This window comes from Pseudomonas sp. 10-1B, from assembly GCF_000935045.1.
Lineage (GTDB): Bacteria > Pseudomonadota > Gammaproteobacteria > Pseudomonadales > Pseudomonadaceae > Aquipseudomonas.
In genome coordinates this window covers 38426-52737 of sequence record NZ_JYKS01000028.1, presented here as the reverse complement: position 1 = coordinate 52737, position 14312 = coordinate 38426, and the positions used below count along the sequence as shown (strand labels likewise).

Here is a 14312-nt window from a genome sequence, read left to right as displayed (position 1 = left end):
GCCCTCAGTTTGCTGCGCGACAGCGCGGCGCCAAGGCGGCGGGTGGACTCTCATAGAACAACATATAACTTATTGATTTAGCAGGGTCCTTGTGGGAGCGGGCGTGCCCGCGAACACCGGCGTAGCCGGTGCCACCCACCGCGTTGGATTCTTCGCGGGCACGCCCGCTCCCACACAGGCCGCGTCGCGCTTACGAATTGAGTTCTCTGCGCGACAGGGCAGCCCGTAGGGCTGTGTGATCTCCCACAGGTACTGCACAGTAGGCCGCAAAGCGGCCCCGCCAACTCACCCCAGTGCCTCACGCAACCGGTACCACAACATTCCCAGTGCCAACAGCGGCGAGCGCAGTGCCTTGCCGCCCGGGAAGGTCAGGTGTGGCACGGCGCTGAATACATCCAGGCCGTGGCTGTGGCCGAGGGCGATACTTTCGGCCAGCAGTTTCGCCGTCCAGTGGGTCACGTTGAGCCCATGCCCGGAATAGCCTTGGGCGTAATACACATTGGGGTGCTGGCTCAGGCGCCCGACCTGGGGGAAGCGGTTGGCGGTGATGCCGATCATGCCACCCCACTGGTAGTCGATACGCACGTTGGCCAGTTGCGGGAACACCTTCGACACCTTGGGGCGCATGTAGGCGGCGATGTCCTTGGGGTCGCGGCCGGAATAGTGGCAGGCGCCGCCGAACAGCAGGCGGCGGTCAGCCGTGAGGCGATAATAGTCCAGGCCGACTTTCTGGTCGCACAGCGCCATGTTTTGCGGGATCAGGGTGCTGGCCAGCGCTTCGGGCAACGGCTCGGTGGCCACCACGTAGCTGCCGGCCGGCAGTACCTTGCCGCTCAAGCGCGGCTCCAGCTCATCGAGGTGGGCGTTGCAGCCCAGCACCAGGCTGCTCGTCCGCACCTTGCCACGGGCAGTGTGCAGGGTCACGCTGGGGCCATGCTCGATCCGCAGCACCGGGCTCTGCTCGAAGATGCGCACGCCCAGGCCATGAGCGGCGCGGGCTTCGCCCTGGACCAGGTCGAGGGGGTGCAAGTGACCCGAGCCCATGTCCACCAGGCCGCCAGCGTACTGGTCGCTGGCGACGATCTCATGCAACTGCTCGGCGCCGACCAGGCGGGTCTCAGGGCGATAGCCGAGCGCCGCCAGGTCATCTTGTTCGTCCTTGAAGGCGGCGAACTGGGCCGCTGTGTTGGCCAATTCACAGAAGCCCCAGCGCAGGTCGCAGGCAATGCCGTACCGGGCGATGCGGCTGGCCACCAGCGCCACCGACTCGATGCCGGCCTGCTTCAGGTAGTTCACGCCGTCCTGGCCGACATGCCGGGCAAAGCCGCTGACGTCATGGCCGATGCCACGAATCAGCTGGCCGCCGTTGCGCCCGCTGGCGCCCCAGCCGATGCGCCGGCCCTCCAGCAGGACCACCGACAGGCCGCGCTCGGCCAGCTCAAGGGCCGTGTTGACCCCGGTAAGGCCGCCGCCGACCACGCACACATCGGCCGTCAGTTCGCCGTCCAGGCTGGGGTAGGGCGCCGCATCGCGCGCCGTGGCGGCGTAGTACGAAGCGGTGTGTTGGGTATTTGCAGACATGGGCGTTCTCGGCTCAGCGGTTGGACTTGATCTTGCTCCAGGAGCGAGTCATGACGCGCATGATCTTCGGGCTCGGCGTGCTGGAGATGTACAGCTTGTCCAGCACGTCCTGGGGCGGGTAGATCTCGGGGTTGCTCACCAGCGATGCATCCATGTAGGCCGGGGCATCGGAGTTGGCATTGGCATAGCCGACCGTGGCACTGACCTTGGCGATCACCTTGGGGTCGAGCAGGTAGTTGATGAAGGCCAGGGCCTGTTCGGGGTTGTTGGCATCCTTGGGGATGGCCAGCAGGTCGAACCACAGGTTGCTGCCTTCCTTGGGAATGCTGTAGGCGATTTTCACGCCGTTTTTCGCTTCCACCGCGCGGTTGGCGGCCTGGAACACGTCGCCGGAGTAGCCGAAGGCCACGCAGACATTGCCATTGGCCAGGTCGGAGACATATTTGGAGGAGTGGAAGTAGGTGATGTAGGGGCGCAGTTCGAGCAAGCGGGCTTCGGCCTTGGCGTAATCGGCCGGTTTTTCGCTGCGCGGGTCCATGCCCAGGTAGTGGAGCATGGCCGGGAACAGTTCGTCAGGTGAATCCATGAACGCCACGCCGCACTGCTTGAGCTTTTTCAGGTTCTCGGGCTCGAACAGCACCGCCCACGAGTCGATATGGTCGATGCCCAGTACCGCCTTGACCTTGTCGACGTTGTAGCCGATACCGTTGGTGCCCCACAGGTAGGGCACCGCGTACTGGTTGCCGGGGTCGTTCTGTTCAAGCTGCTTGAGCAGCTTGGGGTCCAGGTGCTGCCAGTTCGGCAGCTTGCTGCGGTCCAGCGGCAGGAACGCACCGGCCTGAGCCTGGCGCGCGAGGAAGTGGTTGGACGGCACCACCACGTCATAGCCGGTGCGCCCGGCCAGCAGCTTGCCTTCCAGGGTTTCGTTGGAGTCGAACACGTCATACACCACCTTGATCCCGCTGCTGGCCTGGAAGTCGGCCAGGGTGGTGTCGCCGATGTAGTCGGTCCAGTTGTACACGCTGACCGAGGGGGTGGCCTGGGTGGTGGTGGCGAACAGCAGGGTGAACGCGGCGGGGATCAGGGTTTGCAGATGACGCATGGGGACACCTCGTTGGTCTTGTTCTTGGAAGTCGGTGTAGGGGGCTGCTTTGCAGCCCATTCGCAGGCAAGCCAGCTCCCACAGGTACAGCGCAGCTTCAGATTCATGGGTAACCTGTGGGAGCTGGCTTGCCTGCGAATGGGGTGCAAAGCACCCCCAAGGGTGGATCAGACGCTCAGCATCAGGAACTCACGCTCCCACGAGCTGATGACCCGCTTGTAGTTCTCGTGCTCGGCCCGCTTGACCGCCACGTAGCCCTGGACGAACGACCTGCCCAGGTATTGCTGCACGGCCTCGCAGTCTTCCATGTGCTGCAGGGCGTCCTCGATGGTGATCGGCAGGCGCAGGTTGCGGCGCTCGTAGGCGCGCCCCTGCACCGGTGCGCTGGGCTCGATCCGCTCGATCATGCCCAGGTAGCCGCACAGCAGGCTGGCGGCGATGGCCAGGTACGGGTTGGCATCGGCGCCCGGCAGGCGGTTTTCCACACGCATCGCCTCGGGGCCGGAGGTGGGCACGCGCAGGCCGGCGGTGCGGTTTTCTTCGCCCCACTCGACGTTCACCGGTGCCGAGGTGTCTGGCAGGAAGCGGCGGAACGAGTTGACGTTGGGCGCGAACATCGGCAGCAGCTTGGGGATGTACTTCTGCAGGCCGCCAATGTGGTGCAGGAACAGCTGGCTCATGCTGCCGTCTTCATTGGCGAAGATCGGCTTGCCGGTGGCGATGTCCACCACGCTCTGGTGCAGGTGCATGGCGCTGCCCGGCTCGTCGGTGATCGGCTTGGCCATGAAGGTGGCGGCCACGTTGTGCTTGAGCGCCGCCTCGCGCATGGTGCGCTTGAACACGGTGATCTGGTCGGCCAGGTCCAGCGCGTCGCCGTGGCGGAAGTTGATCTCCATCTGCGCCGGGCCGTCTTCGTGAATCAGCGTGTCCAGGTCCAGGCCCTGCAGCTCGCACCAGTCGTAGACGTCTTCGAACAGCGGGTCGAATTCGTTGGCGGCATCGATCGAGAACGACTGGCGGCCGCTTTCGGCACGGCCGGAGCGCCCCAGTGGTACCTGCAGCGGCAAGTCTGGGTCTTCGCAGCGCTGGGTCAGGTAAAACTCCATCTCCGGTGCGACGATCGGCTGCCAGCCTTTGTCGGCGTAGAGCTTGAGCACCTTCTTCAGCACGTTGCGTGGCGACAGCTCGATGGGGTTGCCTTGCTTGTCGAAGGTGTCGTGGATCACGATCGCGGTCGGCTCGATCGCCCAGGGGATCTGGTACACCGCGGTTGGGTCGGGGCGGCAGACCATGTCGATGTCGGCGGCATCGAGCAGGCTGTAGTAGATGTCATCGTCGACGTAATCGCCGGTGACCGTTTGCAGCAGCACGCTCTCGGGCAGGCGCATGCCACGCTCGTGGAGGAACTTGGCGGTGGGCGCGATCTTGCCGCGGGCGATGCCGGTCAGGTCGCTGATCACGCATTCGACTTCGGTGATCCGGTGTTCTTTCAGCCAGGTGGACAGCTGATCGAAGGGGGCGTTCATACAGACCTCTTGGTTGGGTTTTAATGTGGGAGCGGGCAGCCGTTACACGGTTTGCAGGCGTTACGCTTCCCAGGTGACACGCTGGAGACTATCTTGGTCGCAGCCCCCGGGGCCGATCTATCCACTTTCTTCGGCAATTAATGCACCAAAAGAGTGCAATCAGGATCCTGCGTGACAATGCCCAATGCCTTGCAAGTCCAGGCTTTCCACACCACTGACGTCACCGAGCAAGTGCGCGCCAGCCCAGGCTGGCAGCAGCAGTACCGGCAGATGTCGCCCGGGCATTTCAGCGGTGAGCTGCGCTGCCTGGGCCTGGATGGCGTGGAGGTGTACGAGGAACGGCTGAATACCCGCGTCGAGCAGTTTTTCCGCGCGCCGAGCGGTTCACTGGCGTTCTGCTTCGACCGTAGCGAGAACAGCCTGTACCTGCTGAACGAACAAAGCCGCAATATCTGGATCACGCCGGAGAACTACCAGGAAGTGGCGGTGGTGTTCGACCAGCCCTTTCTGGCCCGCCACGGGCTGGACCCGCAGCGCCTGGAGGGGCTGTTCATGGTGCCACTGGGCAGCGGGCAGAATGCGCTGTTCGGCAGTTGGCTGAGCGCCACGCTGACCCGTCTGGGCGAGGCCGATTGCCCGCTGCAGGGGCAGGCCCTGGCCGAGCAACTGCTGGAAGACTGCCTGTTCATCCTCGACAACGCCTGCCAGCGCCTGCAGGGGGTGGCGTTGGGGCGGCGTGACGAGGAACGGGCGATCATGCGTCGGGTCAGTGAGTGGGCGGCCGACTGCCCAGAAGAGACGCTGAACCTGGTGGAGCTGGCGGATGTCGCCGGGGTTTCCCTGCGTCAGTTGCAGCAGGCGTTCAAGGCGTTTACCGGCATGCCGCCGGCGCACTGGCTGCGCTTGCGCCGGCTGAACGGCGCGCGGCGCGATTTGTTGCGCGGCGCTGGGGTGACCGTGGCCGAGGTTGCGATGCGCTGGTCGTTCTGGCATTTGGGAAGGTTTTCAGAGAGTTACCGGCAGTTGTTCAAGGAATTTCCAAGTGAAACCTTGAAGCGGGGCAGGGGGTGAGGTTGGAGGTAAGGCAACTCGAAGCCAGTACAGTACCTGTGGGAGCGGGCGTGCCCGCGAAGAATCCAGCGCGGTGGATGGCACCGGCTTTGCCGGTGTTCGCGGCGGTTCGACGCCTCGACATGCCCGCTCCCACAAAGATTGCGCAAGCCTTCAGATTTTGAACCCAGCATCCCACGCCGAAAATTGCTATCGTGCCGCCCTGATTCAACCCGAGGTACCGGATGTTCTACCTGCCTTTGCCCAGCGACCAGGCCGACCGCCTCGCCAGCGAACCTGACATTGACTTTTTCACCAGCGCCAGCGTCCTCGACGCCGCGGCGGCGCTGTTCGTACAAAACCTGCCACACCAGCCCGCCAATGCCTCGGCGGATGTGCAGGAGCGCCGTTTTGCCGAAATCGTGCGCATCGCCAACCAAGTCGAAAGCGCCGCGCCTGGGCGCTTCCAGGGCCAGGTGGCGCAGCGCTTCGATCGCGAAGCCTTCGCCATGGGCCTGGGCATGCTGGGCGAAAACGGTATGGCATTGCTATCGGCCGAAGTCGAGTACAAGGCTGACGAGCTGCTGGATGCCGAGGGCCAGTGGAACTTCCAGTTCGCCGACCTCTACCGCCAGCGGGCAACGCCGCTGCACCCGGTGTACCTGCCGTCGCTGGCCAGCGACCTGATGCTCAGCGACCAACAGAACCGTTTGCTGCGCGAGTTCCTGAGTGGTATCGACGAGTCGGTGGCCGTGCAGGGCTTTGCCGGTACCGGCAAGACGTTCCTGATTCACCAGTTCGCCCGCTTGCTCGACCCACAGCGCACGCTACTGCTGGCGTTGACCGAAGGCCAGCTGCGAGCACTGCAAGCGCGGGTCAAGGACGCCGCAGCCTACACCGCCCTGACCTTCGGCCAACTGGCCGACGAGCTGCTCAACCGCGACCTCACCAGCAACGGCTGGCGCTTGCGCGACCCGTATCGCACCAAGCTGTCGTGGCGCCCGCAGGATGCGCAAGTGGTGCGCTGGCTGGCCATCCCCGACATTGGCCCGCTCGCCGCCCGCGATGTGGTCGCCTTGTGCATCCGCGCGGTTCGCACGTTTTGCCACAGTGCCGATACCCAGCTGCAGTTGCACCACCTGCCATGGGCAGGGCCAGGGACCACGCCGCTGGACCAGGAGGTACTGCTGGAAAAGGCCCGGCTGTACTGGCAGGAGCTGATTCGCCCATCGGCGCGGGAAATCCAGTTGCCGGTGCGTGACTACCACCGGGTCAAGCTGTTGTCGCTGACCGGGTATGTGATCGACAGCCGCTACACCCATGTCATCGTCGACGAAGCCCATGAGCTATCGGCACCGATGCTTGCCGTGCTCGATCGCAGCCCACAGTCGATCATTGCCCTGGGTGACGAGCTGCAGAACCTCAACGGCCTCAGCCCGCACCATGGCAGCTTCATCCGCCAGCGCTGCATCGATCACTCGCTGCGGGCCGGGCCGGCGATGGACAATGTGCTCAACCCGCTGATCCAGGCCCATCCGGCTGCGATCCAGGCGGCCTTCAGCGGCAGTGCCGAACATTACACCCGGGTCAGCTTCTTCGATGCGGTGACGGTGCCAGAGCAACCCACGGCATTGATCGTCGATGACGAATGGGGCCTGTTCGGCTGGTTCCAGCGCCTGACGCACCAAGGTGTGCCGTTCGTGCTGTTGAAAAGTGCGCGCAAGGACTTCGAACTGTTCGTCGAGGATTGCATCGAGCTGTACCGCCATGGCACTCGGCCGCGCCACCCGATGCTGTTCCGCTATGCCAGCTGGCAGGCGCTGGAGCAGGACAAGGGTGATGACAAGGCGTTCATCGCCGTGGCCAACATGTTGCGCAAGGGCTACACGCCGGAGCACTTCGCCAAGGCCAAGAGCCGTTACCGCTGGGACAAGGCGCCCAAGCTGTTCCTGGGGCGGGTGAGGGATGTGAAGAACATGGAGTTCGCCCGGGTGATGGTGTCGCCGGAGTTGATGGTACCGCCGCAGGTGGCGGGTAACCGCAATGAGCGGGCACGGCTGCTGGCGGGGTTGTATACCGCCTGTTCGCGGGCGCGGCATGAGTTGATCGTGCCGGGAGGGATGCTGGATTGGGTCAAGGACCAGGTCAGGGATTGATATTTTGGGGCCGCTTTGCGGCCCATCGCCGGCAAGCCAGCTCCCACAGGTACCGCACAGGGCTTGAGGCCTGTGGGGAGCAACTGTTTTGTATTGCCTGGACTGGCCTCATCGCCGGCAAGCCAGCTCCCACAGGTACTGCACAGGGCTTGAGGCCTGTGGGGAGCAACTGTTTTGTATTGCCTGGACTGGCCTCATCGCCGGCAAGCCAGCTCCCACAGGTACTGCACAGGGCTTGAGACCTGTGGGGAGCAATTGTCTTGTATTGCCTGGATTGGCCTCATCGCCGGCAAGCCAGCTCCCACAGGTACTGCACAGGGCTTGAGGCCTATGTGGTCGGTGTGGGAGCTGGCTTGCCGGCGATGGGCTGCAACGCAGCCCCGATTTGCCGAATCAGTTACGGTCCAGCCACACAGTCTGGGCATTGGTGAACTCACGCACACCAAAGTGCGACAGCTCCCGGCCGAAACCGCTCTTCTTCACGCCACCGAACGCCACGCGGGGGTCGGAGGCGCAGTAGCCGTTGATGAACACGCCACCGGTATCCAACGCCGCGGTCATGCGCTCGGCCAGCGCGTAGTCGGCGGTGTAGATGGTCGCGGCCAGGCCGAACTCGCTGTCGTTGGCCAGCTCGACCGCATGCTCGGCATCGCGTGCGCTGATGATCGCCGCCACCGGCCCGAACAGCTCCTGCTTGAACGCAGTCATGTCCGGGGTGACGTTGGCGAACACGGTCGGTGCGTAGAAGTTGGCCACGCCTTCGACCTTGTTGCCGCCCAGCAGCAGGGTAGCGCCTTCGGCGAGGGTCGCCTGTACTTGGCCATCCAGCTCATCGCGCAGGTCGTAGCGGGCCATCGGGCCGATATAGGTGTCGTCTTCCAGCGGGTTGCCGAGTTTCAGCTCGCGGGTGGCTTCAACGAACTTGCGCGTGAATTCCTCGACGATGCTCGCTTCCACGATCAGGCGCTTGGCCGCGGCGCAGACCTGGCCGGTGTTCTGGTAGCGACCGATCACGGCAGCTTTCACGGCGGCGTCCAGGTCGGCATCGGCCAGCACGATGAACGGGTCGGAACCACCCAGCTCCAGCACGCACTTCTTCAGCGCGGCACCGGCTTGGGCACCAATCGCCATGCCGGCACGCACACTGCCGGTCAGGGTCACGGCAGCGATACGCGGGTCGTTGATGGCGCGGGTGACGCCGTCCGGGGTCACGTTCAGCACTTCGAACACACCTTCCGGCAGGCCGGCATCCCTGAACAGCTCGCCCAGCAGGTAGGCGCTGCCCATCACGTTCGGTGCGTGCTTGAGCACGTAGGTGTTACCGGCCAGGATCGCCGGCACGGCGCCGCGCAGTACCTGCCAGACCGGGAAGTTCCACGGCATCACGGCCAGGATCGGGCCCAGCGGGCGGTATTCGATACGGGCTTTTTCGACCTGGGTCGGCTCGGGGGCGAGCATGGCCGGGCCGTGCTCGGCGTACCAGCGGCACAGCCCGACGCACTTGCTGACTTCACCACGGGCCTGGGCGATCGGCTTGCCGATCTCGCGGCTGATCATTTGCGCGAAGGCTTCGGCCTTGGCTTCGAGGGTGCTGGCCAGGGCGAGCAGGTACTCGCTGCGCTGACCCAGCGACACCTGGCGCCACTGGCGGTAGCCAACCTTGGCGCGTTGCAGCGCCGCTTCCAGTGCGGCGTCGGTGTCGAACGGGTAGGCGCCGATCTGCTCGCCGCTGTACGGGTCGAGGGAGATGGCGTGGGTCAGGCTGCTGATCGCGCTCATGGCGGGACACTCTCGTTGTTGTTAATCAGTGACGCCAGACTAGTGGGCTATGGCTTTAATGAAAACTGAATAATAATGAGTGAAACATTCACGTTTGGAGAAAGGCTGTGGACCTGGTGCAACTGGAGATCTTCAAGGCCGTGGCAGAGCAGGGCAGCATCAGTGCTGCCGCGCAACATATCCATCGGGTGCCGTCCAACCTGACCACGCGCATCAAGCAACTGGAGGAAGACCTGGGGGTGGAGCTGTTCATTCGTGAAAAGAGCCGCCTGCGCCTGTCACCCGCGGGCTGGAACTTCCTCGAGTACACCCGGCGCATCCTCGACCTGGTGCATGAAGCGCGGCTGACCGTAGCTGGCGAAGACCCGCAGGGCACCTTTGCCCTCGGTTCGCTGGAAAGCACGGCGGCGGTGCGCATCCCGGCCTTGCTGGCGGCGTACAACCAGCGTTACCCCAAGGTTGACCTGGACCTGTCCACCGGGCCGTCGGGGACCATGCTCGAGGGCGTGCTGTCTGGCCGCCTGGTTGCGGCGTTCGTCGACGGGCCGGTGCTGCACCCGACCCTGGAGGGCATACCGGTGTTCGAGGAAGAGATGATGGTCATCGCCCCGCTGAACCATGCACCAGTGACCCGCGCCCAGGACGTCAACGGCGAAAGCATCTACGCCTTCCGCGCCAACTGTTCGTACCGCCACCATTTCGAAAACTGGTTCGTCCAGGACCAGGCGGTGCCGGGCAAGATCCACGAGATGGAGTCGTACCACGGCATGCTGGCTTGCGTCAGCGCCGGTGCCGGCCTGGCGATGATGCCGCGCAGCATGCTCGACAACATGCCGGGTTGCAGTACCGTCAGCGCCTGGCCGATGTCGGAGGCCTTCCGCTACCTGAAAACCTGGTTGGTCTGGCGCCGGGGCACGGTCTCGCGCAGCTTGAGCATGTTTGTGAAACTACTTGAAGAAGGGCGTACAAGCTCATGATTCAACGCTAAATTTACATCGGCTTTTCTCGCCAGTGCCGAATCCCACCACGATAACCATGCATCAGCACGAACGCTGTCAGGCCTGAAGCATCAGATAATAGGTAAGCCATCCTCCGAGGAGGGTCATACCATGCGTAACCATCACTATGCCCTCGGTGCGGCACTGCTGGTCGCCCTGGCCATGCCATGGACCCTGGCGGCCGCTGCCGACCTCGATGCCCCCATCGACATGCAGGCTGTGCAGTTGCAACCCCAGGAGCAGAACGGTATCCGCTACCTGCAAGGCGGTATTGGCCAGGATGAAGCCAATGCCTTGCGCAAGACCACGGGTTACAACCTGCACGTAGAGCTCTCTACCGGGCCTGAAGGCAAGTTTCAGAGCGGCGCCGCTGTCGACATCCACAATGCCCAGGGGCAGCCCGTGCTCAGTGTCACGGATGCCGGGCCATTGCTTTACGTGCAACTGCCTCCCGGCAAGTACAAAGTCACTGGCAACGCCGAAGGCGGGACGCTGCAGCAGTTGGTGACCGTGAGTGGCAATGCCCCCACGACCGTGAACTTGAATTGGCGTTGATGGAAAAACGGGCGGGAGTACAGATGTGCTCCTGCCTGAAAGGAGCGCATCGCCATGAGCCTGGACCTTCAGCTGGAGATGTTGGACGAGCGGGGCTATGTGCTGCTCCCCGGTGTGCTCGAACCGTTGCGTATCGCCTTGCTGCGCTGCGCCATCGATGACCTGCAGCCCATCCACTGGGACTACCAGGGGTTGCTGGAGCACTACAAATGCGTGTTCAACCGCAACCCGTTGTGGTTGCCCTTTCTCGACCTGCCACCACTGATCGCCCTGGCCGAAGCGGCATTGGGCAGCGACTGCCATGTGATCGGGCAAACCGCCTGGCGCAGCCACCCGGGTTATCCCGGTATGGCCCTGCACCTGGACCACTTGCCCATGCAGTTGCCCGACTGGCTCAGTGAGCGGGGCGATTTTACCCAGCCCATGCAGATTCTGACCGCGCAGCTGTACCTCAGCGATATCGACCACGCCATCGGGCCGACCTGGATCGTGCCCGGCAGCCACCGCGCGGCACGCCCACCGCAGGCCGGTGAAGCGCAGTGGCGAGGCCGCGTAGCGCAGCCGGTGCTGTGCAAGGCCGGGGACGCGCTGGTGTTTCGCAGTGATGTCTGGCACAGCGGCGGTGCCAACTGCAGCCAGTCACGCGAGCGTGACATGTTGCAGGTGCATTATGGCCGGCGCATGGTCGCGCAGAAGTTTTCGCCGTACTTGAACTGGCGTTTCAACCCGCAAGTGCTGGAGGAAGCCACGCCCAGGCAAAGGCGCTTGCTGGGCGAACACGAAGAAGCGGAATACGACTGACTCTGTACACGGCGGGGCTGACTGCATTAGCCAATAGTGGCAATTCACTTTCAACTTTCTGATTATCTGGACAATAATCAAGAAAGTATTACTTCGTGTGACCGGTCTGGATGCACCGGCCACCGCATAAGATCGAGGGGCCCAAGCCCCCACTTGCCGTAGACCATCAGGAGAAGTCATTGATGAAAACCCGTCTCGCAGCTTCGTTGGCCGCTGCAGTATTGGCCTTTGCTGGGGCCAACCTGGCCCAGGCCGCGCAGGTGTCTGGTGCCGTTGGCGCCACTGGCCAAGGCGACATGACCTACCGTATTGGCCTGTTGTTCGACTGGGACAAGAAATGGCTGGAGAGCAGCACCGGTTATCTGACCGGTTACTGGGATGCAGCCTACACCTACTGGGAAGGCGGCGACGCCAGTGGCGCGCATTCGCTGTCGTTCAGCCCGGTGTTCACCTACGAATTCAGCGGTTTCACCTACACCCCGTATATCGAGGCTGGCATTGGCCTGGCGGCGTTTTCCAAGACCGACGTGGGCGACCAGCGCCTGGGTTCGGCGGTCAACTTCGAAGACCGCATCGGCTTTGGCCTGAAGCTGCCGGGGGAGCAGAAGGTGGGGTTCAGGGCGATGCATTACTCCAATGCGGGGCTCAAGCAGCCTAACGACGGGATCGAGTCGTACTCGCTGTTCTACAGCAAGGGCTTCTGACGCCGTGCGGCCCATTCGCGGGTAAACCCGCTCCCACCTCGACCGCATAGGCCTCAAGCCCTGTGCAGTACCTGTGGGAGCTGGCTTGCCGGCGATGAGGCCCGTCCAGGCAATACAAGACAGTTGCTCCAGGTATGGCGTTCCCTGTGGGAGCGGGTTTACCCGCGAAGAGGCCGGTTCAGGTATACCGGACTCAGCGTACCGCCTTGATCGCCAGCACATTGCACAGCGGATGTTCCAGTACATGCGCGGTGGTGCCACCCAGGAACGTCTGCATCGCGTCATGCCGATGGCTGCCCATGACGATCACGTCCGCCCGGCTGTGGCCGACGAAGTGGGCAATCGCCCTTGTCGCTGCCCCGTCGAGGAAGTGCCTGCGCTCCAGCGGGATCTGGTGATGGTCGCCCAGGCGGTTGAACGCTGCCCGCTGCGCGGTACGCACGCTGCCATCGAAGCCAGGCATGGTTACCGTGCCGGCACCGAAGTCGGCGATGTGGGTCTTGGCCGCATCGCATACATGCAGCAGGTGCAGCTCGGCGTTGCATTGCAGCGCCAGGGCATGGGCGCAATGGATCACCTGCTCATCCAGGTGCTCGCCAGCGCCATGGCTATTCAAGTCCACCGCGGCGGCGATCTGCCGCGGCAGTGGCAGGCGGATGTCACTGACCAGGTGCACGGCGACCGGGCTGTCCTTGAGCAATTGCCAGTCCAGTGGCGTTACCAGCAGGCGCTTGAGCACCGGTTCGTGCTGCACATCCTTGATCAGCATGTCGCAACCCAGCCGTTCGACCCGCTCCAGCACGCTGCCCAGTGGGTCCCGAGTCAGCAGCAGTTCGGTGGACACATCCAGCCCGGCGTTGGCCAGCTGTTCGGCTTCGTCCGCCAGCCATTGGCGGTTGTCGCTGAGCAGCCGCTCACGTTCGCGGCCATCGCTCATCAGGCCGAAGGTATCGACATCGTCGACGAATACATTGATATCCAGCAAGGCACCGCTGGATTCCGCCAACGCCGCGGCGCGTTGCAGCGCAGGCGTGTGGCGCATCTGCGGGCCGAGCATGACGAACAGACGCTTGAACTGGCTCATCTCACACCTCCACGTGTGGCAGCCCCCCGGTGCTCTGGTTCTGTTCAGTCTAGACCGGTGTGCGGCGGGCAAGATCTCGGCTGGTGCATGTCATGGCATCGCAACGCGCGGTGGGTCGGGTATGATGCGCGCTTCATCATTGTCACGAGGTCCGTCCCATGTCCCTGAGTGCTGAACAGATCGGCGAATTCCGCGCCTTCGCCGAGCAATTGGCCGATGCCGCCGCGGTGGCGATCCAGCCGTATTTTCGCGCCAGCCTGGATGTCGAGGACAAGGGCGGGCGCCTGTACGACCCGGTGACCGTGGCCGACAAAGCAGCTGAAGACGCCATGCGTGAGCTGATCCAGGCCCGTTACCCGGCGCACGGCATTCTCGGCGAAGAGGCAGGCGTGGCGCTGGGCAGCAGCCCCCTGACCTGGGTGCTCGACCCGATCGACGGCACCCGTGCCTTCATTACTGGCCTGCCGCTGTGGGGCACGCTGATCGCTTTGAATGATGGCGTGCGCCCGGTGGTCGGGGTGATGAACCAGCCGTTCACCGGCGAGCGCTTTGTCGGCACGCCGGAAGGCGCCTGGCGCGGGGCTATCCCTCTGAAAACCCGTGCCTGTGCCGACCTGGCTGCGGCCACGCTGATGTGCACCACCCCGGACATGTTCGATAGCGCCGAGCGCAAGGCGGCGTTCGAGGCGGTTGCCGGCCAGGCGCGGTTGATGCGTTACGGCGGCGATTGCTATGCCTACTGCATGCTGGCTTCGGGTTTTGTCGACGTGATCGTCGAGGCGAGCCTGCAGCCGTATGACGTGCAGGCGCTGATGCCGATCATCGAAGGGGCGGGCGGGGTGATCACCGCGTGGGACGGCAGCAGCGCGCAGAATGGCGGGTGCGTGGTGGCTTGTGGTGATCCGGCGCTGCATGCGCAGGTGGTGGAGATGTTGCGCCACGCCATGTAAGTGATTTGTCGCCTGCACCGGCCTCT

Annotated in this window: 12 protein-coding genes; 7 read left to right on the top strand and 5 right to left on the bottom strand. The window is 63.9% G+C overall.

Features of this window, described 5'->3' with window-relative positions; translation table 11 throughout:
• Positions 1 to 285 precede the first annotated feature (285 nt).
• From TZ03_RS16870 to TZ03_RS16860, 3 genes are all read right to left on the bottom strand, one after another.
• Positions 286 to 1581 (bottom strand): NAD(P)/FAD-dependent oxidoreductase, encoded by a 1296-nt coding sequence (locus TZ03_RS16870; protein WP_051099286.1) that lies wholly within the window; start codon positions 1579 to 1581, stop codon positions 286 to 288.
• Between the two features lie 13 nt (positions 1582 to 1594).
• Positions 1595 to 2683 carry a polyamine ABC transporter substrate-binding protein gene (locus TZ03_RS16865; RefSeq protein ID WP_051099284.1) on the bottom strand — a complete coding sequence of 363 codons (1089 nt, stop codon included), beginning with the start codon at positions 2681 to 2683 and terminating at the stop codon, positions 1595 to 1597.
• Positions 2684 to 2850: 167 nt separating this feature from the next.
• Positions 2851 to 4209, bottom strand: a complete 1359-nt coding sequence (locus TZ03_RS16860) for a glutamine synthetase family protein (RefSeq protein WP_051099282.1) — start codon at positions 4207 to 4209, stop codon at positions 2851 to 2853.
• A gap of 171 nt (positions 4210 to 4380) precedes the next feature.
• On the opposite strand from TZ03_RS16860, the gene TZ03_RS16855 reads away from it, so the two are divergent.
• Positions 4381 to 5280, top strand: coding sequence for a helix-turn-helix domain-containing protein (locus TZ03_RS16855; RefSeq protein WP_051099279.1), 900 nt, complete (start codon positions 4381 to 4383; stop codon positions 5278 to 5280).
• Between the two features lie 224 nt (positions 5281 to 5504).
• Positions 5505 to 7415, top strand: coding sequence for an AAA family ATPase (locus TZ03_RS16850; protein WP_051099276.1), 1911 nt, complete (start codon positions 5505 to 5507; stop codon positions 7413 to 7415).
• Between the two features lie 393 nt (positions 7416 to 7808).
• On the opposite strand, the gene TZ03_RS16845 is transcribed toward TZ03_RS16850, so the two are convergent.
• Positions 7809 to 9194, bottom strand: a complete 1386-nt coding sequence (locus TZ03_RS16845; RefSeq protein ID WP_051099274.1) for an aldehyde dehydrogenase family protein — start codon at positions 9192 to 9194, stop codon at positions 7809 to 7811.
• A 107-nt stretch (positions 9195 to 9301) separates the two neighbouring features.
• Between TZ03_RS16845 and ptrR the strand changes: the two genes are divergently transcribed.
• From ptrR to TZ03_RS16825, 4 genes are all read left to right on the top strand, one after another.
• Positions 9302 to 10171 carry a putrescine utilization regulator PtrR gene (gene ptrR, locus TZ03_RS16840; protein ID WP_051099272.1) on the top strand — a complete coding sequence of 290 codons (870 nt, stop codon included), beginning with the start codon at positions 9302 to 9304 and terminating at the stop codon, positions 10169 to 10171.
• Positions 10172 to 10303: 132 nt separating this feature from the next.
• Positions 10304 to 10747 carry a hypothetical protein gene (locus TZ03_RS16835; RefSeq protein ID WP_051099270.1) on the top strand — a complete coding sequence of 148 codons (444 nt, stop codon included), beginning with the start codon at positions 10304 to 10306 and terminating at the stop codon, positions 10745 to 10747.
• A gap of 54 nt (positions 10748 to 10801) precedes the next feature.
• Complete coding sequence (locus TZ03_RS16830) at positions 10802 to 11548, top strand: phytanoyl-CoA dioxygenase family protein (protein ID WP_051099268.1); 747 nt, start codon at positions 10802 to 10804, stop codon at positions 11546 to 11548.
• A 182-nt stretch (positions 11549 to 11730) separates the two neighbouring features.
• Entirely contained in the window at positions 11731 to 12252 is a 522-nt protein-coding gene (locus TZ03_RS16825; protein WP_051099267.1) for an acyloxyacyl hydrolase, read from the top strand.
• Between the two features lie 193 nt (positions 12253 to 12445).
• On the opposite strand, the gene TZ03_RS16820 is transcribed toward TZ03_RS16825, so the two are convergent.
• Positions 12446 to 13336, bottom strand: a complete 891-nt coding sequence (locus TZ03_RS16820; protein ID WP_051099266.1) for a universal stress protein — start codon at positions 13334 to 13336, stop codon at positions 12446 to 12448.
• Positions 13337 to 13494: 158 nt separating this feature from the next.
• Between TZ03_RS16820 and hisN the strand changes: the two genes are divergently transcribed.
• Positions 13495 to 14286 (top strand): histidinol-phosphatase, encoded by a 792-nt coding sequence (gene hisN / locus TZ03_RS16815; RefSeq protein ID WP_051099264.1) that lies wholly within the window; start codon positions 13495 to 13497, stop codon positions 14284 to 14286.
• Positions 14287 to 14312 lie beyond the last annotated feature (26 nt).

Excerpts from the sequence above, each read along its gene's own strand:
- TZ03_RS16870 (WP_051099286.1), bottom strand. The coding sequence starts at position 1,581 with ATGTCTGCAAATACCCAACACACCGCTTCGTACTACGCCGCCACGGCG.
- TZ03_RS16835 (WP_051099270.1), top strand. The coding sequence starts at position 10,304 with ATGCGTAACCATCACTATGCCCTCGGTGCGGCACTGCTGGTCGCCCTG.
- TZ03_RS16830 (WP_051099268.1), top strand. The coding sequence starts at position 10,802 with ATGAGCCTGGACCTTCAGCTGGAGATGTTGGACGAGCGGGGCTATGTG.
- TZ03_RS16850 (WP_051099276.1), top strand. The coding sequence starts at position 5,505 with ATGTTCTACCTGCCTTTGCCCAGCGACCAGGCCGACCGCCTCGCCAGC.
- hisN (WP_051099264.1), top strand. The coding sequence starts at position 13,495 with ATGTCCCTGAGTGCTGAACAGATCGGCGAATTCCGCGCCTTCGCCGAG.
- TZ03_RS16865 (WP_051099284.1), bottom strand. The coding sequence starts at position 2,683 with ATGCGTCATCTGCAAACCCTGATCCCCGCCGCGTTCACCCTGCTGTTC.
- TZ03_RS16820 (WP_051099266.1), bottom strand. The coding sequence starts at position 13,336 with ATGAGCCAGTTCAAGCGTCTGTTCGTCATGCTCGGCCCGCAGATGCGC.
- TZ03_RS16825 (WP_051099267.1), top strand. The coding sequence starts at position 11,731 with ATGAAAACCCGTCTCGCAGCTTCGTTGGCCGCTGCAGTATTGGCCTTT.
- TZ03_RS16845 (WP_051099274.1), bottom strand. The coding sequence starts at position 9,194 with ATGAGCGCGATCAGCAGCCTGACCCACGCCATCTCCCTCGACCCGTAC.
- TZ03_RS16860 (WP_051099282.1), bottom strand. The coding sequence starts at position 4,209 with ATGAACGCCCCCTTCGATCAGCTGTCCACCTGGCTGAAAGAACACCGG.